The sequence below is a fragment of the Mycobacterium sp. genome, from assembly GCF_049802695.1.
Lineage (GTDB): Bacteria > Actinomycetota > Actinomycetes > Mycobacteriales > Mycobacteriaceae > Mycobacterium.
In genome coordinates this window covers 1-21,636 of record NZ_JBARMY010000533.1, presented here as the reverse complement: position 1 = coordinate 21,636, position 21,636 = coordinate 1, and the positions used below count along the sequence as shown (strand labels likewise).

23 protein-coding genes are annotated in these 21,636 nt (G+C 66.3%); 6 read left to right on the top strand and 17 right to left on the bottom strand.

Annotated features, from left to right (window positions below; genetic code table 11):
• Positions 1 to 128: 128 nt before the first annotated feature.
• Together WA317_RS21080 and WA317_RS21075 are read left to right on the top strand one after the other, a co-directional pair.
• Positions 129 to 641 carry an FAS1-like dehydratase domain-containing protein gene (locus WA317_RS21080; RefSeq protein WP_425174875.1) on the top strand — a complete coding sequence of 171 codons (513 nt, stop codon included), beginning with the start codon at positions 129 to 131 and terminating at the stop codon, positions 639 to 641.
• Between the two features lie 11 nt (positions 642 to 652).
• A complete protein-coding gene (locus tag WA317_RS21075; RefSeq protein WP_425174874.1) occupies positions 653 to 1,549 on the top strand; it encodes a cyclopropane mycolic acid synthase family methyltransferase in 897 nt (298 codons plus the stop codon).
• 25 nt (positions 1,550 to 1,574) lie between these two features.
• On the opposite strand, the gene WA317_RS21070 is transcribed toward WA317_RS21075, so the two are convergent.
• The 9 genes from WA317_RS21070 to WA317_RS21030 form a co-directional block, all read right to left on the bottom strand.
• Entirely contained in the window at positions 1,575 to 2,630 is a 1,056-nt protein-coding gene (locus tag WA317_RS21070; RefSeq protein WP_425174873.1) for a lysophospholipid acyltransferase family protein, read from the bottom strand.
• Complete coding sequence (locus WA317_RS21065) at positions 2,620 to 3,753, bottom strand: SDR family oxidoreductase (RefSeq protein ID WP_425174877.1); 1,134 nt, start codon at positions 3,751 to 3,753, stop codon at positions 2,620 to 2,622. Before WA317_RS21065 ends, WA317_RS21070 begins: the two co-directional genes overlap by 11 nt.
• A 199-nt stretch (positions 3,754 to 3,952) precedes the next feature.
• Positions 3,953 to 4,054, bottom strand: coding sequence for a 30S ribosomal protein bS22 (locus WA317_RS21060; protein ID WP_003402602.1), 102 nt, complete (start codon positions 4,052 to 4,054; stop codon positions 3,953 to 3,955).
• Between the two features lie 186 nt (positions 4,055 to 4,240).
• The gene (locus tag WA317_RS21055; RefSeq protein ID WP_425174872.1) at positions 4,241 to 4,504 is read right to left on the bottom strand and encodes a helix-turn-helix domain-containing protein; all 264 of its coding nucleotides are present in this window, start codon (positions 4,502 to 4,504) and stop codon (positions 4,241 to 4,243) included.
• Between the two features lie 138 nt (positions 4,505 to 4,642).
• Entirely contained in the window at positions 4,643 to 5,515 is an 873-nt protein-coding gene (gene proC, locus WA317_RS21050) for a pyrroline-5-carboxylate reductase (RefSeq protein WP_425174871.1), read from the bottom strand.
• Positions 5,516 to 5,608: 93 nt separating this feature from the next.
• Entirely contained in the window at positions 5,609 to 6,436 is an 828-nt protein-coding gene (locus WA317_RS21045; protein WP_425174870.1) for a thioesterase family protein, read from the bottom strand.
• 14 nt (positions 6,437 to 6,450) lie between these two features.
• Complete coding sequence (locus WA317_RS21040) at positions 6,451 to 7,293, bottom strand: sugar phosphate isomerase/epimerase family protein (RefSeq protein WP_425174869.1); 843 nt, start codon at positions 7,291 to 7,293, stop codon at positions 6,451 to 6,453.
• Positions 7,294 to 7,310: 17 nt separating this feature from the next.
• A complete protein-coding gene (locus WA317_RS21035) occupies positions 7,311 to 8,393 on the bottom strand; it encodes a hypothetical protein (protein WP_425174868.1) in 1,083 nt (360 codons plus the stop codon).
• Positions 8,390 to 9,409: a hypothetical protein gene (locus WA317_RS21030; protein ID WP_425174867.1), complete on the bottom strand. Its 1,020-nt coding sequence runs from the start codon at positions 9,407 to 9,409 to the stop codon at positions 8,390 to 8,392. The genes WA317_RS21035 and WA317_RS21030 overlap by 4 nt, the downstream gene beginning before the upstream one ends.
• 295 nt (positions 9,410 to 9,704) lie before the next feature.
• Here WA317_RS21030 and WA317_RS21025 point away from each other — a divergent pair, with 295 nt between their 5' ends.
• Positions 9,705 to 10,490, top strand: a complete 786-nt coding sequence (locus tag WA317_RS21025; protein WP_425174866.1) for a hypothetical protein — start codon at positions 9,705 to 9,707, stop codon at positions 10,488 to 10,490.
• Positions 10,491 to 10,522: 32 nt separating this feature from the next.
• Here WA317_RS21025 and WA317_RS21020 read toward each other — a convergent pair whose 3' ends face one another.
• From WA317_RS21020 to WA317_RS20995, 6 genes are all read right to left on the bottom strand, one after another.
• Positions 10,523 to 11,206, bottom strand: a complete 684-nt coding sequence (locus WA317_RS21020; RefSeq protein WP_425174865.1) for a winged helix-turn-helix domain-containing protein — start codon at positions 11,204 to 11,206, stop codon at positions 10,523 to 10,525.
• 102 nt (positions 11,207 to 11,308) lie between these two features.
• The gene (locus WA317_RS21015) at positions 11,309 to 12,523 is read right to left on the bottom strand and encodes a sensor histidine kinase (RefSeq protein WP_425174864.1); all 1,215 of its coding nucleotides are present in this window, start codon (positions 12,521 to 12,523) and stop codon (positions 11,309 to 11,311) included.
• Positions 12,524 to 12,808: 285 nt separating this feature from the next.
• Entirely contained in the window at positions 12,809 to 13,558 is a 750-nt protein-coding gene (locus WA317_RS21010; protein WP_425174863.1) for a phosphoglyceromutase, read from the bottom strand.
• A gap of 12 nt (positions 13,559 to 13,570) precedes the next feature.
• Positions 13,571 to 14,197, bottom strand: coding sequence for a YbjN domain-containing protein (locus WA317_RS21005; RefSeq protein ID WP_425174876.1), 627 nt, complete (start codon positions 14,195 to 14,197; stop codon positions 13,571 to 13,573).
• Between the two features lie 61 nt (positions 14,198 to 14,258).
• Complete coding sequence (mshA, locus tag WA317_RS21000; protein ID WP_425174862.1) at positions 14,259 to 15,623, bottom strand: D-inositol-3-phosphate glycosyltransferase; 1,365 nt, start codon at positions 15,621 to 15,623, stop codon at positions 14,259 to 14,261.
• 35 nt (positions 15,624 to 15,658) lie between these two features.
• Positions 15,659 to 16,966: an ROK family protein gene (locus WA317_RS20995; protein ID WP_425174861.1), complete on the bottom strand. Its 1,308-nt coding sequence runs from the start codon at positions 16,964 to 16,966 to the stop codon at positions 15,659 to 15,661.
• Between the two features lie 199 nt (positions 16,967 to 17,165).
• Between WA317_RS20995 and WA317_RS20990 the strand changes: the two genes are divergently transcribed.
• Complete coding sequence (locus WA317_RS20990; protein WP_425174860.1) at positions 17,166 to 17,933, top strand: SDR family NAD(P)-dependent oxidoreductase; 768 nt, start codon at positions 17,166 to 17,168, stop codon at positions 17,931 to 17,933.
• On the opposite strand, the gene WA317_RS20985 is transcribed toward WA317_RS20990, so the two are convergent.
• Together WA317_RS20985 and WA317_RS20980 are read right to left on the bottom strand one after the other, a co-directional pair.
• A complete protein-coding gene (locus tag WA317_RS20985) occupies positions 17,911 to 19,284 on the bottom strand; it encodes a L,D-transpeptidase (protein WP_425174859.1) in 1,374 nt (457 codons plus the stop codon). The two genes, WA317_RS20990 and WA317_RS20985, sit on opposite strands and share 23 nt — an antisense overlap.
• Before the next feature lie 11 nt (positions 19,285 to 19,295).
• Positions 19,296 to 20,390, bottom strand: a complete 1,095-nt coding sequence (locus WA317_RS20980; RefSeq protein WP_425174858.1) for a UDP-N-acetylmuramate dehydrogenase — start codon at positions 20,388 to 20,390, stop codon at positions 19,296 to 19,298.
• Between the two features lie 26 nt (positions 20,391 to 20,416).
• Between WA317_RS20980 and WA317_RS20975 the strand changes: the two genes are divergently transcribed.
• On the top strand, positions 20,417 to 20,941 hold the full coding sequence (locus tag WA317_RS20975) for a DUF2505 domain-containing protein (protein WP_425174857.1): 525 nt from the start codon (positions 20,417 to 20,419) through the stop codon (positions 20,939 to 20,941).
• 60 nt (positions 20,942 to 21,001) lie between these two features.
• Positions 21,002 to 21,636 (top strand): carbon-nitrogen hydrolase family protein (locus tag WA317_RS20970; protein WP_425174856.1); only part of this gene is annotated, 635 nt, incomplete at its 3' end.

Sequence of the window (21,636 nt, the reverse complement as noted above, 5' to 3'; positions counted from 1 at the left end):
GATCGGGGTGCCGTCGGCGCTGGCTCTGGGAGCGGCCGGCGGCGCACTGGCTGCGGTGGCCTCTCGGCGCCAAGGCCGCTGATAAACTGCTCCGCTGGGTCCCAATGTGAGCGGAGAGCATTACCGGCATGACAGTTCCCGTAGGAGCTAAAGAACTCATCGGGAAGCATTACCGCTTCCCGGATTACTTCGATGTCGGGCGGCAGAAGATCCGGGAGTTCGCCAGGACGTTGAAAGACGACCACCCCACGCACTACGCCGAAAGTGCCGCAGCTGAGGCCGGCTATCCCGGGCTGGTCGCCCCGCTGACGTTCCTGGCTATTGCGGGGCGGCGTCTGCAGCTGCAGGTTTTCACCCAGTTCGACGTCCCCATCAACATCGCCCGGGTGTTTCACCGCGACCAGAAGATACGGTTTCACCGGCCGATCCTCGCCGGCGACAAGCTGTACTTCGACGCATACCTCGACTCGATTTTGCAATCCCACGGCACGGTGATCGCCCAGATTCGCAGCGAGGTCACAGACGCCGACGGCAATCCGGTGGTGACCAGCGTCGTCACCATGATCGGAGAAGCCGCTCAGCACCAGGATGACACCGACGCGGCGGTCGCCGCGATTGCATCGATCAGCAGCGGGCCCTAATGTCGGCCGCTATGAACCGCGGGGCCGTCGGGCCTGAGGGCACTGGTCTGCGTCCACATTTCGAGGACGTCCAGTCCCATTACGATTTGTCCGACGACTTCTACCGCCTGTTCCTCGACCCGTCGCAGACCTACAGCTGCGCCTATTTCGAGCGTGACGACATGACGCTGGAAGAGGCGCAGGTGGCCAAAGTCGACCTGGCGCTGGGCAAGCTGGGGCTGCAGCCCGGAATGACGTTGCTCGACGTCGGCTGTGGCTGGGGGGCGACGCTGCGGCGGGCGATCGAGAAGTACGACGTCAACGCCATCGGTTTGACGTTGAGCAAGAACCAGGCCGCCCACGTGCGGCGGACATTCGACGAAATGCCGAGTTCACGGTCCAGGGAAGTGCGGCTGGAAGGCTGGGAACAGTTCCACCAGTCGGTCGACCGCATCGTGTCCATCGGGGCGTTCGAGCACTTCGGTCGTGACCGCTGGGACGACTTCTTCAAAATGGCCTACGAGGCATTGCCGGCCGACGGAGTGATGCTGTTGCACACAATCGTCTCGGTGAGCTCGGCGGATATCGAAGCCCGCGGGCTGAAGATGACGATGTCGCTGCTGCGCTTCATCCAGTTCATCATGCGGGAGATCTTTCCCGGCGGGCGGTTGCCGGCGGTTGCCGATGTCGAGGAGTACGCCACCAAGGCCGGTTTCCAGATGGCGCGTGTCCAGCCGCTGCGGTTGCACTATGCACGCACACTCGACAATTGGGCGGCATCGCTGCAGGCCAAGAAGGACGAGGCCATCGCCATCCAGTCCGAAGAGGTCTACGAGCGGTACATGAAATACCTGACCGGTTGCGCGGATCTGTTCCGCAACGGCTACACCGACGTCTGCCAATTCACCTTGGTCAAAGGCGCCGCCTGAGTTCTCCCGCCGGGCCGCGGGTGATTCAGCCGAAGAACATGTTGCGACGCCCGGCCAACAGCCGGTAGAGCGTCTGCTGGATTGTCTCGCGCACCTGGTCAGTGAGTTCGAAGGTGACCATGGGGTCGTCGGCGTCGGTGGGATCGTAATCGGCAGTCGAGATCGGCTCGCCGAACGCGATGTGCCACTTCGACGGCAACGGCAACAGACCAGCCGGGCCGGCCAGCGGGAACAGTGGCGTGATCGGGAAGTACGGCAGGCCGAGCAGTCGCGCCACCAACTTGACATCGGCCAGCATCGGATAGATTTCCTCAGAGCCGACGATCGAGCACGGCACGATCGGCGCCTTCGTGCGCAGTGCCGCCGACACGAAGCCGCCGCGACCGAAGCGCTGCAGCTTGTAGCGGTCGTTGAAGTGCTTCCCCAGGCCTTTGTATCCCTCGGGGAACACCGCGGTGAGCTCACCGGCGGCCAGCAGCCGGTGAGCGTCCGCGGTGCAGGCCATGGTGTGACCGGCCTTGCGCGCCGTCTCACCGAGCACGGGCAGATCAAAGACCAGGTCAGCCGCCAGCAGTCGCAGGTCGCGGTGGGCGGGATGCTCGTCGTGGACGGCCACCGAGGCCATCAGCCCGTCGAACGGCAGCACGCCCGCGTGGTTGGCGACCACCAGGGCGGCGCCGGTGTCCGGCAGGTTCTCGACGCCGCTGACCTCGACCCGGAACCAGGATCGGAAGAAGAATCTCAGCAACGGCCGCACGACCGCGTCGTTAAAGTGAGGGTCGAATCCGAAGTCGTCGACATGGTAGTCACCGGTCAGCCGCTGCCGGAGGAACTGTGCGATCGCACCGACTCGCTGAGCGAGTTCGTTGGCGGGAGCTTGGGTCTCCGACGCGGTGCCGGCAACGCGACGCCGGTCATCGATGTCGCGCACGACATCGGCCAGCTCTTGCGCCTCAGCGCCCGTCAGCAGCGATGGATGACGACGAGAAGTCGCGCTGCGTTGAACGGCCCGCCGCTGAGCCGCCGCACGTCCCGAATTCGCATGCAGCGGAATTACTTTGGCCTTTGATTCACCGGGCATAGTATTCACCTCCCCCCACCCTCAGCAACGGTGTACGACTGCCCAGACGTTGGGCTACGCTCACCGCACTGTCCTCCAAGGAGCGTACCCATTGCGGGTCGATTATGGGAGTCAGAGCGCGGCCGCGAACGTAATCGTCAAATGCCTCGGCCGTCGTCCACTTAGGCTGGTAACCTAAGTCCTCCCGCATCCTGGTCGTGTCCATCACCCGGCCGTAGCTCAAGTAGTCGAGTTGCTCGCGATTGATCTCGCTGTAGCGGTTAGCCCGTCTCAGTGAATCGAGCGCCCACAGCGTGATTCCCGGGATCGGGAGCGGGATCCGGCCCGCCCGCCGGATCGCCTGCGACAGCATGATGATGCCGCTGGCGCCGACGTTGAAGGTGCCCGCCCTGCCGGCCATCGCGGCGCGCTCGAGCGCACCGAGTGCGTCCTGCTCGTGCAGCAGTTGCAGCCGCGCGTCGCGACCGACCACGGTAGGAACCAGCGGGCCGGCCAGATATCTCGACAGCGTGGTGTCCATCGCAGGGCCAATCATGTTGGCCAGCCGAAGGATTGTGACCGCCACGTCGGTGCGGCGCCGACCCAGCCCGCGCGCGTAGCCTTCGATGTCGAGGCTGTCTTTGGGAAATCCCTGGTGGAACGGGCGACGGCTGCTGCTGTCCTCGGTGAACATCACCTGATCGTGCGCGCTCGATCCGTAAACCTCTGAGGTCGACTTCAACACGACGCGGCGTACCGACGGCGCCTTCTGGCAGGCCGCGAACAACTGCATCGCGCCCATCACGTTGAGTTCTTTCAGCGCTGCTCCGCCGCCGGACCGCGGGGCATAGGACGCCGCGGCGGCATGCACCACCGTGTCGACGCTGCCGTTTCGAATCACTTTGGCGATGAAAGGGTTCCGGATATCCGCGCGGACGAACTCCGCGCGGCCCATCCGGCGCAGCATGTCCTTGCTGGGGGCGATCGCGTCGACGGCGATGACCCGATTGACTAACGCGTTCTGCGCGAGCCGGGCGGTCAGGTAACCGCCGAGGAACCGGCACGCGCCGGTGACCAGCACAACTTTCGGGTAGTGCACTGTGTCGCTTCCCGAGTTGCCCGCATCGGGGCCCGTCCCGCCGATTGGCCCGCCCGACGATTCCACCCCGACAGCCTAGCGGCGATCGCGAGCGCGGCTCAAAGCCGGGCGAAGCGGGTCGCCGCCATCAGCACAGCGGCGATCGCGAGCGCGGCTCATAGCCGGGCGAAGCGGGTCGCCGCATCAGCCACACAGCGAGCTGTCTGAGACGACGGCGAGAACAAACCAGAAGGCAGCGTGCGTATCACTTACCGAGTTTTCTGCGCTGCACGCGTGTGCGACGCAATAGCTTGCGGTGCTTCTTTTTCGACATACGCTTGCGCCGCTTCTTGATTACTGAGCCCATGACCCCGCTTATCTGAGTTATATGTCCGCTTTGACCGCCATGTGGATGACCCGGACACTCTACCGGCTGCCCACATTGAACTGAAAACGGCGTCGGGCGCCGGCCGTAACGCAACAGACGACGAGGCGGCGCACATTGCCGCGACAAGTATCCAGCTAAGCGATCAATTAGCGCGAACGACTGTGGCTACCCTGCGTCGAAATACGACGTCTCCAGCATGTCGTGCACAGCCTTGGCGTGTACCCGAAACGAGCGCCCGACCCGGACTGCGGGCAACTCGCCGTTGTGGACAAGCCGGTAGACGGTCATTTTGCTGACCCGCATCAGGGCTGCCACCTCGGCTACCGTGAGAAATTGGGTTCTGGCCGGCTGGCCGTCGGACGATCCGGTGTCCCGTCCCGATTTACCGCCAGCTGAATCCCGCGCCGATGGCCCATTGATAGACGTCATCGCAACCCAATCAGTCAGGCGCGCGCAGTTCCAGCGGCTTCCCCACCGCTGGCACCAACGCGTGCATACAGGAAGGAGAATAGCGGGACTAGTGGGGTTACTGCGACGGGTGGGGGAAAATCGACAAAAATTCCCGAATTACTCCGATGTCATTCTTAGCTGCTCAGCGCGGGTTTTTGCGGCCCGAACGGCACTGTCAACAGCGGCCCGCAGACCGCCGCGTTCCAGTTCTCGCAGCGCAGCGGCCGTTGTACCGTCAGGGGAGGTGACCATGGCCCGCAGCTGCGCCGCAGAGGTGTCCACCCGGAAGCCTGCCGCGGCGTCGCCCGGTTCGCGCTGCTGCTCCATGCGGTCCAGCAGCATCGCTGCCGAGCCGGCCATGGTTTGCGACACCAGTTCGGTGGCCACCGGCCGGCTCAGCCCCGCGGCGACGGCCGCATCGATCAGCGCCTCGACCACCAGGAAGAAGTAGGCCGGCCCAGAGCCGGACACCGCGGTCACCGCGTCGAGCTGAGCCTCCGGCACGGCCAGCACGCCACCGACACTGTCGAACAGCGCGGCGACCTCCTTGACCTGCTCAGGAGTGACGAAGCGGCCCGCGGCCAGGGCGCTGACGCCGGCGCCGACCAGCGACGGCGCGTTGGGCATCACCCGCACCACCGGCGTCCCAGCCGGCAACTTGGACTCGAAGTAGCCGGTGGTGACACCCGCCGCGATGGTGACGACGACCTGTTCGGCGCCACCGTTGTCGGCTTCGGCGGCCGCGTGTGCGATCTCGGTGATCACCGACTCGACGTCGGAGGGTTTGACCGCGACGATGACGAACGTCGCGTTCTCCACGGCATCGGTCAGCGACGAAACCAGCACCGAATACGTCCCGGCCAGGTACTCGACACGCTGGGGGATCCGTTCGACCACCACGATGTCTTTGACCCGTCGCCCGGCCCGCAGCAGCCCGGACAGCAGAGCTTCGCCCATGCTGCCACCACCGACGATCGCGATTCTGGCCACGGATGAAAGCATGGCAGACGCCCGGCTTGACGACTATCGGTTGGGGCTGATCGCGAGTGCGGCGAAGGCGGGCGCAGCGGGTCGCCCCCGAAACTAGCGTGGCGGCACCATCGCCAGCTGACGGGTCTGCACCACGATGCGGCCCTCGCAGTCGACGACGAGGTGGTCCTCGTCGAACCAGTCCTGCCCGATCTGCACGCAGGTGCAGATCACCCGCAGCCAACCGTCGGCGGGCAGCCCGCGCAGGTATGCGGTGAGCTGAACAGTTGGCGCCCACCCGGTGCGTCCGACGGCGAAGCTGACCGGCGCCGACACATCCCCGCACATCAGCGCGAACAGCACGTCGGGTGCCACACCACGCGGACGCACCCACATCTGGATCACCGGCGCGCGCCCGTCGGTGGGCTCCAGCGTCGACACCACGGGACGCACGTCGCAGCCTTCGGCCAGATGCACCAGCCCGGCCATCGGGTGGCCCGGCCCTATCGGTGCGACCTCGGCCGGCGGTTCCGGTGCCATCAGGTCCAGCACGGGGTTGGCCGACAGCAGCGGCGCAACGTTGTGCTCCGGGTCGCCGAGGGTGACGACAGCATGCACCGCGGTGCGCTGTCCCTGGCTCAGTTCGACGTCGACGAGGCTGACCCGCCGGCCGCGTTTGCGGATCGTCGTCACCAGCCGCATCGGCCCGGGGTCGGGCGCCCATAGGAAGCTGCCCGACACGGCAACCGGTTGGGAGGGGCCGCCGTGGGCGGTGCGGGCGGCGTTGGCGCACAGCGCCAGCATCGCGCCGCCGTGCACTTTCGGCCCGATGGTCCAATGCCTATTGAGCTCACCTTGATAAGCGGAGTAGGCCGAACGATCCGGCGAACCGGTGTTTTCGACCTCACGCAGCGTCATCGCGGTGGTGAACAGGGCGTCCATCGGCTTCCTTGACGTCAGCGCAGCAGGTGGGTACGCGCGAACTGCAGCGACTCGGCCAGCATGGCTTCGCGTTCCTGCATCGAACGCGCACTCGAGGTGGCGACCTCGAGCACCACGTGACCGGAGAAGTTGCCGTTGGCCAGCAGTTGACACACCTCTGCAGTGGGTTGGGTGCCCCGTCCCGGCGGCAGGTGTTCGTCGACCGGCAGCCCGCTGCCGTCACACAGGTGGAGGTGCACCAGGCCCGAACCCATACGCTGCGCCATTTCCAAAGCGTCAGTGCCCGCGGTGGCACTGTGCGACAGGTCCAGTGTGTAGTGGGCATGCTCGCCGTCGAGTGGATCGTAGGACGGCGCGAACGCCGAGAACGCCGGGCCGGGTCCGCCGCCGCGTCTGCGCATCCGTTCAATCGACTGACCCGCCCGAAACAGCCGGTCGGCCCGGAACGGAAACATGTTCTCCACGGCCACCAGCACGTCGCTTGACGCTTCCAGCTCGGCGACCTGGTCGGCGAAGCCTTCGGCGTAGCGGCGCTGCCAGCGAAACGGCGGATGCACGACGACGGTCTGGGCGCCCAGCTGCTCGGCGGCCCACACGCTGCGTTCCAGCTTGGAAATGGGATCGGCCCCCCACACCCGCTGGGAAATCAGCAAGCAGGGCGCGTGCACCGACAGAACCGGAACGGAGAAGCGCTCGGACAACTTCTCGACGGCGTCGATGTCCTGGCTGGCCGATTCGCCCCACACCATCAACTCGACACCGTCGTAGCCCAGCTTCGCCGCATACTCGAAGGCGGCCTCGGTCCTCAACGGGTAGACCGAGGCCGTCGAAAGACCGACCTTGATGGCTGGGCGCACTAGTTTCTTGCGAGCTCTCAGCCCGACTGCAGAAGCGCCAACGGACCGAACGCGATCAGCGCTCCCACCGCGACTGCGATCAGCGTGCTGGCCGTGTCCACGGTCTTGCGAACCACCTGCACGGCGGCCACCAGGCCGAGGATGACCAGCACAGCGAGCACAAGGGCCACGATGTTGTTCCACTGCCACAACTGATCGAAGGCGATGAACAGGCCGGCGCCGAAGGCGACCGCAAGAATTGACTGCAGAACGACCAAACCACCGTGCAGCAGCATCTCTTTTCTGCTCGACCACACATAGTCGTCGGTGTTTTGCCCTCGGTGTTGCTCCGCGTCGAGGTAGTCCTCGTCGAGCTTCCGGTCGCGATGCGACGTGCCAGGCTCATGTGCGAAAGACCCGGCGACATCAGTGCCGCCATCATTGCCGCCGAACAACTCGTTGGCGTCATGCAGATAGGACCGCACATATGCCGAGTCCTCAGTCACCGGCTCGGCTTCCCGCACGTCGGTGTCCATCAGGTCGACCGGCATGTCGGCGTAGTCCTCAAGCGGGTCTGGACTCATTCCCTCGGCACCGGAGCGCGGGTCTGCGTGGGTGCGGCCAGCGTCGGTCCGGCCGGCTCTGCGCAGCGGGCGCGGGTATTCGCTGAGTTCGGGTCCCGCTTCGCGGCGCGGGTTTGGCGGGGATACCGGCCAGCGCGGCTCCGGCTGCGACCAGTACGGGGCGGCAGCGGATTCGTCGTCAGACCCGTCGGGCATCGGCGCATGGGTCGGTTCGGGAGCAGGTTCGTCGAATTGTTGGGGGCTTGTCTCAGGCGCGGGCTCGACGACTGGCGGGGCTCCGTTGGCGCGCCGCTCGGGCGCTCTGGAGCTGTGAGCCTTCGGGCTGGGTCGATCGGGTTGGAGCAGCGGGTCCTCGTCGGTGACGACGGGGATCTCACCGGTCAACTCGGCGACCGTCACGGCGTCGCTGTTGCCGCGGCGCCGGCGACGACGTCCGGTCACCGGTGGCGCGCCGATAGTCCCATTCTTGGCCAGCAATTCAGCGACCGAGATCGGCCGGGTTTCCGCCCCTTCGGTGTTGGTTTGTGATCCAGTCATCGTCTGTCGCCTCTCGACCGGTCAACCGCAGTCCGATCAACTACCTGGCTTCCAGCATCCCGCACGGAACTTTCGACGAGGGCGGTTCCGTCGGCTTCGCTGTCGAGTTTTCGCAGGATCAACCCTTCCCGCAGCGCCCACGGGCAGATGTCCACGGTTTCTATCGACAGCGCACGCATACTTGCCTCCGCCACCAAAGCGCCCGCCACAATCTGTGGCGCCCGCTCGGCACTCACCCCTTCCAGTTCTGCACGGTCAGCGGTCGTCATCCTAGAGATGAAAGATATGAGTTGTCTGAGGCCGTTGAGGGTCAGTGTTCGCTTTACGCGCGGCCCCGCGGCCGACGGCGCGGCGCCGGTGAGGCGGGCCAGCGAACGAAACGTCTTCGAGGTCGCCACCCCGAGGTCGGGGCCGCCGGCTTTCAGCACCTCCGCACTGGCGTCGGCCAATTCGTTGTCGAGCCAGTCGCGCAGCATGGCCACCCGGCGACGGCTCGGCGGGTCGTCGGGCAGCCACTCGCGGGTGAGTCGTCCGGCGCCCAGTGGCAGCGACATGGCAACCTCGGGCTCCTCGTCGACGCCGCTGGACACCTCCAGCGAGCCGCCGCCGATGTCGAGGTTGATGATTCGCCCCGCGCTCCACCCATACCAGCGGCGCACCGCAAGGAAGGTCAGCCGCGATTCGTCGACACCGCGCAACACCCGCAGCTCGACGCCGGTTTCGGCCCGCACCCGCGACAGCACGTCGTCGGAGTTCTTGGCGTCGCGCACAGCCGAGGTGGCGAAGGCCATCAGCTCGGCACAGCCCGAGCTGGTCGAGATCTTGGCGAACTCGTCGATCGTCGAAACCAGCTTGTCAGCGCCGCGCCGGGTGATCTTGCCCGAGTTGTCGATGGCCTCGGCCAGGCGCAGGGTGGCCTTGGTCGAACTCATCGGCGTCGGATGCCCGCCGCGACGGGCGTCGACCACCAGGAGATTGACCGTGTTACTGCCCACGTCGAGCACGCCTAACCGCACGAACACAACGTAGCCCGGCGACAATGCCGGCGCGAAGTAACCGGAGGAGGAGCCGGCACCCGCTTGCCGCCCTCAGACAAACACATTGCCAACTCTGGCACCGTCGCTCAACCAGGAGACGGTGCCGCAGAGCGGTACAGCCGGTGATACAACCGTCTGACATCCCTGCGGTGGCATCGCCTGCGCCATCAGATTGACAAAGGCACTTTCCCTGACGGGGGTACGTCCAGTGACCGAAAAAAACCCGCGAGCGGGTGCGCCGCCGGCAAGCATTTTTGGACTACCGTGGGCAACTGTGGCACCTTCGCAGCCGGCCCAACCGGGCGAGGTCGAACTCGATTTCACCCGGGAGTGGGTGGAGTTTTACGACCCGGACAACCCTGAGCACTTGATCGCAGCGGACCTCACCTGGTTGCTGTCGCGCTGGACTTGCGTATTCGGCACGCCGGCGTGTCAGGGCACGGTGGCCGGCAGGCCCGACGACGGATGCTGCTCGCACGGGGCGTTCCTCTCCGATGACGACGACCGCGCCCGGCTGGACGACGCGGCTGCTCAGTTGACTGACGAGGACTGGCAATTCCGCGAAAAGGGCCGGACCCATAAGGGCTATCTGGAACTCGACGAGCATGACGACGAACCTGCTTGGCGCACACGTAAATACAAGGGCGCGTGCATCTTTCTGAACCGTCCGGGATTCGCCGGCGGCGCCGGCTGCGCGCTGCACATCAAGGCGGTGAGGTTGGGCGTTGCGCCGCTGACCATGAAGCCGGACGTGTGCTGGCAGCTGCCGATTCGGCGCAGCCAGGAGTGGGTCACTCGCCCGGACGGCACTGAAATCCTGAAAACTACCGTCACCGAATATGATCGGCGCGGATGGGGTTCGGGCGGCGCGGATCTGCACTGGTATTGCACCGGCGACCCGGCGGCCCACGTCGGCAGCAAGCAAGTGTGGAAGACCCTGGCCGCCGAACTCACCGAGCTGCTTGGCGAGAAGGCTTATGCCGAATTGGCGGCGATGTGCAAGCGGCGCAGCGGATTAGGACTCATCGCCGTGCATCCCGCGACGCGCGCCGCTGAATAGCGCCGGTGCACTCAACCGCCGGATCGCCGCGTTCAGCCCTCCAGTTTGTAGCCCAAGCCGCGCACCGTCACCAAGTGCACCGGGTTCGCCGGGTCAGACTCGATCTTCGACCGCAGCCGCTTGACGTGCACGTCGAGAGTTTTGGTATCACCGACGTAGTCCGCGCCCCATACCCGATCGATGAGTTGCCCGCGGGTCAGTACCCGGCCGGTGTTACGCATCAGGTATTCGAGCAAGTCGAACTCTTTCAGCGGCAACGTGATCGGTTGACCGTTGACGGATACGACATGACGCTCGACATCCATCCGCACCGGTCCCGATTCCAGCACGCCATCGGTGACTTCAGGCTCCTCTTCGCCACCGCGCCGAAGCACCGCACGGATCCGCGCGATCAATTCACGCGCAGAGTAGGGCTTGGTCACGTAGTCGTCGGCGCCCAACTCCAAGCCGACGACCTTGTCGATCTCGCTGTCGCGGGCGGTGACCATGATCACCGGCACGCTGGAGCGGGAGCGCAACTGCTTACAGACGTCGGTGCCGGACATCCCCGGCAGCATCAGGTCCAGCAGCACGATGTCGGCGCCGGCGCGGTCGAATTCGGCTAGCGCCGACTGCCCGTCGGTGACCACGGTGGCCTCGAAGCCTTCTCTGCGAAGCAGGAAAGCCAGTGGGTCGGCCAGCGACTCCTCGTCCTCAACGATCAGCACACTGGTCATCGGCGCCACTCCTTCTCATCGCTGCGCTCTGCATCGTCGTCGGCGCGGGTCATCGGCGCCACTCCTTCTCATCGCTTCGTTCTGCATCGTCGTCGGCGAGTGTCATCGGCGCAGTTCTTCCTCTCGTTGGAACTTCTTGGACCGCGGCTCGCAATTCTGCTGCTCGCCTTGGTCCTGGTAGGCCGGGATGGCCAAGGTGAAGGTCGACCCAGTGCCGGGCTGACTCCACAGCCCGATGCTGCCGTTGTGGTTGGCCGCGACGTGCTTGACGATCGCCAGCCCCAGCCCGCTACCGCCGGTGGCGCGCGACCGCGCTTTGTCGCCCCGGAAGAACCGCTCGAAGACCCGCTTCTGGTCTTTACGTGCGATGCCGATGCCGCGGTCGGTGACGGCCATCTCAATATGCTCGCCCCGTCGGCGGCAACTGACCGACACCAATGACCCGCGCGGCGAGTAAGCGATCGCGTTGGACACCAGATTGGCCAACGCGGTCACCAGCAAACTCTGGTTGCCCAGCACGTTGAAGCCACAGGGCGAATCTGTGCGGACTTCGATGTCCGCATTGTCGGCGACCACTTTGTGACGCGAAATCGCTTCTGCCACAATGGTATCGACGTCAACCGGTGACAAATCGGGAATTCGTTCGGCGCCCTGCAATCGGGACAATTCGATCAGCTCGCCGACCATGCGGCCTAACCGATTGGCCTCGATGAGCACCTTCTCGCCAAACCGTTGCACCATCTCGGGGTCGTCGGGCGACGCCAGCAAAGCCTCGGCGAGCACAGCCATGGCACCGACCGGCGTCTTGAGTTCGTGACTGACGTTGGCGACGAAGTCGCGCCGGCTGGCCTCCATTCGGGCGTACTCGGACTGGTCGTAGACGAAGACCACCGCGAACCGGCGGTCTTCCTCGCTGAGCAGCCGCGCCTGACCGTGCACCGACAGCTCGGACCCGCTCACGGAGGATCGCTTATTCGGTAAGAGGTCGAACTCGACATCGTTTCCGCTGGCCAGCGCTTCCTGTGCCGCCTGCCACGCGTGATCTTCGAGCTGGCGGTCTCGCACCAACTCGAACTCTTTAGCGCGATCATTGAGATACACGACGTCGCGATGGCTATCGACCACCGCGGTGCCCAGCGGCGTCAGAGCGACGATGCGCTGCAACATCTGCGCGACGGTGATCCCGGCTAACTCGGCGGCTGACCGTTGCCGGCGCTCGACGACCCGCGATGCCAGCCTGGCCCCTGCGGCAACACCGACGCTCAAAGCCAGCAGAGCCAAAACCCCGGCCAACACCAGCGCCGTGAACACGGTCACGGTAAAAATCCTACAAATTCGCTTGAACTTTTCCCTACCAGCGCACCGACATAATTGAACATGTCACAGGCTGCAGCGCAGTTGTTCGGCCACCGTTTACGTTTTGTTTCCCGAACAGATCCGGATTTAATCACCCAGCTCGTCAACCGGTTTGCGTCCGCGTCGGGTATCGCGGGTGGAATAACGGCGTGCAAGCGGCGTCGGCGAGGTTTTTCATGCGATGTCCGTGCGCAAAAGGCGCTGTTCCTCGACTCCTGCGGTGCAGGAGATCGTGGTGACTCGCCGTTATTTGGCACCCTGGCTCGCTACCGCCGCCGCACCGGCAGCGGCGGCCTCCGGGTCGAGGTAACTCCCGCCGACATCCTGCGGGCGCAGCGTGTGATCAAGGTCGTAGCGCAGGGGAATCCCGGTGGGGATGTTCAGCCCGGCGACGCGCTCGTCAGACATGTCGTCGAGGTGCTTGACCAGGGCGCGCAGTGAATTGCCGTGAGCGGCGATGAGCACGGTTTTTCCGGCCCGCAAATCCGGCACGATCACGTCAGTGAAGTAGGGCAGGAACCGCGCGACCACGTCGGCCAGGCATTCGGTCAGGGGGCCGCCGCCGATGTTGGCGTAGCGGGGGTCGGTGTCCTGGCTGAACCGGCTGCTCTTCTGGATCGGCGGTGGCGGTGTGTCGTAGCTGCGCCGCCAGGCCATGAACTGTTCGTCGCCGTAACGCTCTTTGATGTCGGCCTTATCCAGGCCTTGCAATGCGCCGTAATGGCGTTCGTTGAGCCGCCAGCTGCGCCGAACCGGGATCCAGTGCCGGTCGGCGGCGTCCAGCGTCAGATTCGCCGTCGAGATCGCCCGGCGTAGCAGCGAGGTGTACACCACGTCCGGCAGCAAGCCGTGTTCGGCGAGCAGCTCACCGCTGCGGACCGCCTGGGCCCGACCCTTATCGGTGAGGTCGACGTCTACCCAACCGGTGAAGAGATTCAGCGCGTTCCACTGGCTCTCACCGTGGCGGAGCAGCACGAGGGTCGCAGAGTCTCCCATGCCGCAAGTCTCTCACGCTCCCTGGTAACCCGGCTCCCCGTCGACCCCGCCGACGGCCCGCAGCGTTTCCGGATTGTCCGCCCCGCCGGCCGGACGGTTCGATTCTTCTTCGTCGATCAAGTGGGCGAATGCCTGCAAATTCTTCAACGACTCGCCGCGGGACACCCGCCACTCCCACTCTTTTTGAATCGACGACCGAAAACCCAACTCCAGCAACGTATTGAAGTCCGAGTCCACCGCTTCCAGAACCTGCCCGAGCACCCGGTCGATCTCAGCCGCATCGACCGAAGCCAACGCCATTCGGCCCACCAGGTAAATGTCACCGACATTGTCGAGGGTGTACGCGACGCCATACAACCGGCGGTTGCGCTTGAGCAGAAACCGGTAGACGCCCTCCTTGTTCTCGTCGGGTTGACGGCAGACGAACGCCTCGATGCGCACCGAGTGTTCGCCGATGCTCAAGATGGTGTTGGTCTTGAGCCTGCGCTCGCCGGGTAGCTCGACCACCAATCCCGGCAGCCCGCCATGCGCGCCCTTGTGCCGCGAATAGGTCAGCTCGCTGGCCTTCAGCGCATCCTCGATGATCCGCTGCGCATATGTCACTGACTCGCCGGGCCCGTCGTCATACGCGCTAGTCATTTGCGTCATTTGCGCCACTCCTCCGACCCGGCTACGCCGGCTCGATCGTCATCGGCGCGAGTCATTGCGCCACCCCTCTGACCCCGCGTCGAGGCGCCCAGCGCCTCGACCGTCGTGCCGCTGCCAAATCGCGCACCCGGTGACGGCGTGTGGCCGTGTAATCGCCGATCGCGCGGCGGTAGCTGGTCAGCAGCGCGTCGACGGTGTTGTCCCACGAGAAGGTCGCCGCGTGCTCGACCGCCGAGCGGCTCATCATCCGGCCCCGAGGCCCGGCGCTGACCTGCAGTAAATCGTCAATGGCCGTCGCCCACTGGCCGACGTCGTGGCCGGCGACCAGTGTGCCGCTGATTCCGTCCCGGACGGCCACCGGCAGCCCACCGACCGCGGCGGCCACCACCGGCGTCCCGCACGCCTGGGCCTCCAGGGCCACCAGACCGAAGGACTCCGAGTAGCTTGGCACCGCGATCAGATCAGCGGCCTGGAACAGGCGCGCCAAGTTTGCTCGGGACTGCGGCGGCAAGAAGGTCACCTGTGTTCTGATACCCAATTCCTCGGCGAGCCGAACCAGGCCATCGGGGCCTGCCAGATCATTCCCGGACGCGCCGCCCGCAACGACGACGCGTAATCGCTGCAGTCTGGCCGTGGCACGCAACAAAATGTCGGGGGCTTTCAGCGGCTGAATTCGCCCGACGAAAGCCACTACAGGTTCGTCGAGCGGGAGCCCCAGCGCCAACCGGGCCGCCTGCCGGTCGCCGGGACGAAACACGTCCAGGTCTACTCCCGGGTGAGCCACGTCGATCCGCGCCGGGTCAGCGCTGTGCAGCCAAACCAACTGCTCTGCTTCATCTTTGGTGTTGACAATCAACCGGTCCGCTTCGTCGACCACCTGTTGCTCACCGACCGCGCGTAGCGGCGGCTCCGGTTCCTGACCGACACTGCCGTCGGCCAGCGCGGCATTCTTCACACCGGCCAGTGTGTGCGCGGTGTGCACCAGCGGCACCGCCCAACGGTCGCGGGCCAGCCAACCGACTTGACCGGAAAGCCAGTAGTGCGAGTGCACGATGTCGTAGTAGCCGGGTTCGTGGACAGCCTCGGCGCGCAGCACCCCGGCTGCGAACGCGCACAACTGGGTGGGCAGGTCATATTTGTCCAAGCCCTCGAACGGCCCGGCCACAACATTGCGGACCAGCACGCCGGGCGCAACGTGCACAATCGGCGGGTCGGCGGAGGCGGTGGTCCGGGTGAAGATCTCCACTTCGACACCGCGGCGAGCCAGGTGCAACGCAGTTTGCAGGACGTAAACATTCATCCCGCCGGCGTCGCCGGTGCCCGGCTGAGCCAGGGGTGACGTGTGCACCGACAGCACCGCCACCCTGCGCGGATCTAACTCGGAAGCGTCTGGCCAGGAGAAGTCAGTGTGCCGCACACCGCCATCTTTGCAGCACTACCCGACGTGCCAGGTCAGGCGGATGCGTCAGCCGCACTGGTGCCGACAGTCAGCGTCGGCCGGACTGTTCCCGTCGTGCCCAACGCGCGGCGCATGCCACCAACCGGGTCGGCGTAGAGCCCGGCCAGCGAGACGATCCCAGCCCCCGCCTCCTGCACCCGGTTGCCGAAGACCGTCACCCGAATGTCGCGCGCGGGCAGCACCGAGCGCGCGGCGAATCCCGCTTCCACCCCGGCCATCGCTTCGGGATATTCGGTGAAGGCCTGGCCGCCGACGACGAGCTCGTCGGGGTTGAGCAGGTCGCGCAGCAACGCTACCGATTCGCCCAGCACCCGGGCCCGCTCGCCCAGCAGCTCCCGGGCATGCTCGTTGCCTCCCCGCGCCGAGCGCAGTAGCTCGGTAATCGCGGTCGGCGTGTTGCGGTTCCCGGCAGGCAGCAGCCGTAGCTTGCGGGCCGCCGCCACCACGGCTTCGTCGCTGACCGTGGATTCCAGCTGCCCGGAGCCGCCGAGCAGCTCGGACTGCGCGGGCAGGTAAGCGATGGTGCCCGGCCCGCTGGCCGGGCTGTGCACTCGACCGCCGATCACCAGCGCGTACCCGACAGTCTCGCGGGCGTAGACGTACAGCGAGGTCGACGCGTTCGGTGCGAACCGGCGCATCCCCAGCAGCAGCTCGGCTCCGGCCATCGCGTCGACATGCGACGCGACCGACACCGGCAGACCCAGCGCATCACCGACCACCGGCCCGATCGGCGCCTGCTTCCAGCCCAGCCGGGGGTGGTCGACGTGACCGGTGGCTCCGTCGACAGCGCCGCCGATCGCTACGCCGACCCACAGCGGACGCCGGCGGTGCCAGCGCCGCAGGTAGCGGCGGGCGCCCTCGGCCAGCGATGCCAGCGCCGAACCCTGCGCGTTGAACGGCGTCGGGGTTTCGACCGCATCCAGGGTGCGGCCGAACAAGTCGGTGGCGACGATGCTGGTGGTGCGGGTGCCGATGTGGATGCCCAGGGTCAGAAACGGCTCGTGGTTGACCTCGACGGGCACCCGAGGACGCCCGATCGCGCCGGCGACCGCCAAGTCGGCGCGCTCGCGCAGTACGCCGGCGTCGAGCAGGGCAATGACTTGTCGGTTCACCGTCGCGATGCTCAGCGAGGTGACGGTGGCGATGACGTCGCGACCGATGGGGCCGCGCAACCGCACCGCCCGGAAAACCGACGCTGCTGCGGCGTCGGACAGTTGCAGCGACGGCGCGATGACACGTCGACGGGAACGCAGCTGCGAGGTGTGACTATGCGAATGAACGGTAAGAGTGGTCGAGCGCACGGGGTGTGTCCTTGTCTCCAGATCCGGTCGGTCGGGCTCTAGGGCCGCACGTCCGGCTTCGGTGTCAGCTCAGCCGGTCAGGCGCGGCAGATTGCGCGCCGACAACACGCGCAGTCCGCGAACAGACATGCGGAAGTCAGACCGGAGAGCGCACTGGAGTACACACCAGGAATTTAGCACGTCTTTTAGAGTTGGTCCGATGACTGGAGCGCAAATAAAAAATTCGGCGGGACGAATTGCGGTGGTGACCGGCGCCAGCACCGGAATTGGCGAAGCCACCGCCAAAGCCCTTGCTGCGCAGGGCTTTCACGTCGTAGCAGTGGCGCGCCGGGCTGATCGCGTCAACGCACTCGCTGCTGAGATCGGCGGGACGGCCAGTGTGACCGACGTCACCGACGGTGCTGCGGTGGAGGCATTAGCGAACAAATTAGACCGAGTCGACGTGCTGGTGAACAATGCCGGCGGCGCGAAAGGGCTCGAGCCGGTCGCCGACGCAGACTTGGAGCATTGGCGTTGGATGTGGGAAACCAACGTGCTCGGCACACTGCGGATGACCCGCGCGCTGCTGCCGAAGCTGATCGAGTCCGGTGACGGGTTGATCGTCACCGTCACGTCCATCGCGGCGATGGAGGTTTACGACGGCGGCTCCGGTTATACGGCCGCCAAGCACGCACAGGGCGCGCTTCACCGCACGCTGCGGGGTGAGCTACTCGGAAAGCCCGTGCGGCTCACCGAGATTGCGCCCGGCGCGGTGGAAACCGAGTTCTCGCTGGTCCGTTTCGACGGTGATCAGCAGCGGGCAGACGCGGTGTACACCGGCATCACACCGCTAGTGGCCGCCGACGTCGCCGAGGTAATCGGCTTCGTGGCCTCCCGCCCGTCGCACGTCAACCTCGACCAGATCGTGATCCGGCCGCGCGATCAGGCCTCGGCGACCAGGCGGGCTAACCACCCGGCTGCTCGCTAGGCGACTCGATGGGCGATTCGGAAGTCGTGGTGGGAGTGCCCGACAGTGTCGGGGCGGTCTTGGGCGTGACGGGCGCGTTGCGCGGTATCGACACCGGCGACGGCTTGGCCCCGCTCGGCGGCGGCAGCGCCGACATGCCCGTCCAAGTGTCCCAGTCCACCGCCCAGTCCCAGATGTCGCCGTCAGAGTAGGACAGTTGGATGGAGCTGCCGGTGACCTCGACCGGATCGCCGTAGATTGCGCTGCTGTAATACTGCTCCGCGTCGGACGTCGACAGGTTGATGCAGCCGTTGGTGACGTTGGTATTGCCCTGCGCGCCCGCACTCATCGGGTTGGCGTGGATGAATTCACCGTTGTTGGAGATCCGGACCGCCCAGCGCTCATGGGCGTTGCTGTAACCGGCTGCCGGGTTGGACATGTAGAAGTCGGCGTGTTTCTCGGAGACGACGTGGATGCCGTTGCGGGTGACGTTGCGCGCCTTGTCTGCTTCTCCGTAGCTGCACGGGAAGTCCATGATCACACCTTCGTCCCGGGCCACCTGGATGCGGTGCGAGGAGACCTCGGCTTTGACGATCTGGCGGCGACCGATGGCGAAGTTCAGCGAGATGTCCTGGGCTCCGTAGGCGCCGTCGCCGAACGCCACCCCGTAGAGCTTGGCGTCGACGCTGACCTTGGTGCCGGCCGGGTAGTACTCCCGCGGCCGGTAGTGCACGCGGGACCCCTGCGACTCGTCGGGCAGCCAGGCCCAGCTGCCTTCGACCGCCGGATCGGTGGTGACCTGCAGCACCCGTTGGACAGCGGCCTTGTCGCTGATCGGCGAATCGAACTGGATGATGACCGGTGCGGCGATTCCGACCGTCTGTCCGTCGGAGAGCTGAAATCCGCCGTCGACCTTCTTCGTCGGCGTCACCGTAGTGAACTTGCCGGCCACCGCGACGGGCTTGCCGTCATGCCCGACGACCGAGCCTGACCAGGTGTAGGTGGAGTCGTAGCCGAGCGGCTCGGTGATGGCGTACAGGGTGCGGTCCTGGTTGAGCACCCCGGCCACCGCCTTGCCGGTGGAGTTCGTCAACGCCACGCGCTGGAACCACCCGTCGCGCACCTCAACGCTGACCCGCTCGGTCGGCACGACGTCGTGGGCCGCTTCCGCCGGCCGGTAGGTCAAACTCGGCGCGGGCGGCGGCTTTGGCTTTTCGGCTTGTTTGCTCGTCTGGCCGAAGCAGGCGGCCAGCAGGTTCGGCGCGAATACTCCCACGGCGAGCGCCGATATGGCCCGGCGCCGGCTGATCGGCGGCGGGGCGCTGGGTGTGCTCACGACTGCTAAAGATACCGGGCGGATTACCCGCGGCACGAAACGCACACCTACAACACGCAGCCGACCAGCACCGGTTCGGCTTCGAGTGTGATGCCAAACACGTCGCGCACGCCGTCGCGCACGGTGCGGGCCAGCGCCAGCACGTCGGTGGTGGTGGCGCCGCCGCGATTGGTCAAAGCAAGCGCATGCTTGGTGGACAACCGGCAGGCGGCGGTGTCAGAACCGGGATAGCCTTTGCTGAAACCGGCCCGTTCCACCAGCCAGGCAGCGGCCAGCTTTACCCCTTCGGCCGCCGAGAAGTGCGGCACCGGCCCGTCGACCAGGTCGGCCAGCCGCCGGTACATCTCGTCGGCCACCACCGGATTGGTGAAGAAAGAGCCGACGCTCCAGGTGTCGTGGTCGTCGGCGTCGAGCACCATGCCCTTGCGTCTGCGCAACCTCAGTACGGCCTCCCGAACGGCGGCCGGGTCGACGCGTTCGCCGCTGGCCACACCGAGCGCGGTGGTCAGCTCGCCATAGCGCAGTGGAGCGCTGCGGCCCGAGGCGTCCAGCGCGAACTCCACTTCCAGCACCACAGCCGGCCGTGCGTCGGCACCCTTGAGGGCGCTGGTCCGGTAGCCGAAGCGAAGCTCGGCGGCCGGCACCCAGCCGACTGCACCGCTGCGGCGGTCCAGCAGCCGAACGCGGGTGATGGTGTCGGAGACCTCCGCGCCGTAGGCGCCTACGTTTTGCACGGGAGTGGCTCCGGCCGATCCCGGGATGCCGGAAAGGCACTCCAGCCCACCCAGCCCGCGCTCGATAGCAGCCGCGACCACGTCGTCCCAGGCGGCGCCGGCCTCCACCCGCAGGATGTCACCATCGATGGTCAAGCCGTCGCTGGCCAACCGCACGACAGTCAGGTCGGTGACAGCGTCGTAAATCACCAGATTGGAGCCGCCGGCCAACACCAGAACCTGTTCGGCGCGCTCGGCGTCCAACTGGCGCAACGTCGCGACGATCTGTTCTGTGCTGGTGCAAGTGATGACCCGTCGGGCCGTCGGGCCGACTCGCAGCGTCGTCAACGGCGCCAGCGGCACCGCTTCCGCGACGCGCGCGCCGGCGAACGGCGTTCCCACGTTCCCCCCTGTGAAGCCCTGCTTCATGGGGCTTGACGGTAGCCTGACCTGCTATGCCGCGTTCATTCGACATGTCCGCCGAATACGGCGGAAGTGTCGAACAGGTTCATGCAGCATTCAGCGACGAGCAGTACTGGCTGGCCCGGCTAGCCGATTCCGGCGCCGACGACGCGACGCTGCATTCCATCCGGGTGGGCGGCCCGGCCGGCGATGACGGCAGCGTCGAGGTCGTCACGACGCAGGTGCTGCGCGCCGACCGGCTTCCCGGCGTCGTCACGCAATTCCACCGCGGAGATCTACGCATCCGGCGGGAAGAGAATTGGGGCCCGGTTGCCGGCGGCACCGCCAACGCGACCATCATGGGCGCGATCGCGGACGCTCCGGTGGCGCTGTCCGGGACGGCCCTCCTGACGCCGATAGCGCAGTCGGGCGGAGCCCGGCTGAAATTCCGGGCCACCGTCGCGGTACGCATCCCGCTGGTCGGCGGCAAGGTCGAGAACTTCATCGGCCACCAACTGGTCGAGTTGCTGATCGCCGAGCAGCGATTCACCACCGTGTGGATCGACCAGCACATCTGACCGTCGACCCGCCACGTTGGAGTGGCGCCGGCGGACGGCGCACGCCTTAGGCTGTGGCGTATGCGGATTGCCTTGGCGCAGATCCTCAGTTACAGCGATCCGGCCGCGAATCTGCGGCTGGTGCGGGAGTACAGCGGGCGGGCCGCCGAGGCCGGGGCGCGGCTGGTGGTGTTCCCCGAAGCGACCATGTGCCGGTTCGGCGTGCCGTTGGCGCCGATCGCCGAGCCGGTCGACGGGCCCTGGGCGGACGCTGTCCGCCAGATCGCGACGGACGCCGACATCCTCGTCGTGGCGGGGATGTTCACGCCCGCCGGTGACGGACGAGTCGCTAACACGCTGATCGCGGTGGGCCCCGGCGCTCCGAATCAGCCGGACGCCCACTACGACAAGATCCACCTCTACGACGCGTTCGGGTTCACCGAGTCACACACGGTAGCACCTGGCCGGGAGCCGGTGGTGGTCATCGTGGACGGCGTCGGCGTGGGCCTGAGCACCTGTTATGACATCCGCTTCCCGGAGCTCTACACCGAATTGGCCCGCCGCGGTGCCCAACTGATCGTGGTCAGCGCCTCGTGGGGGTCGGGGCCGGGCAAGCTCGAACAGTGGACCCTGCTGGCGCGGGCCCGCGCGCTGGATTCGACGAGCTATGTCGCCGCGGCCGGCCAAGCCGATCCCGGCGCCGCGGTGTCCTCGGC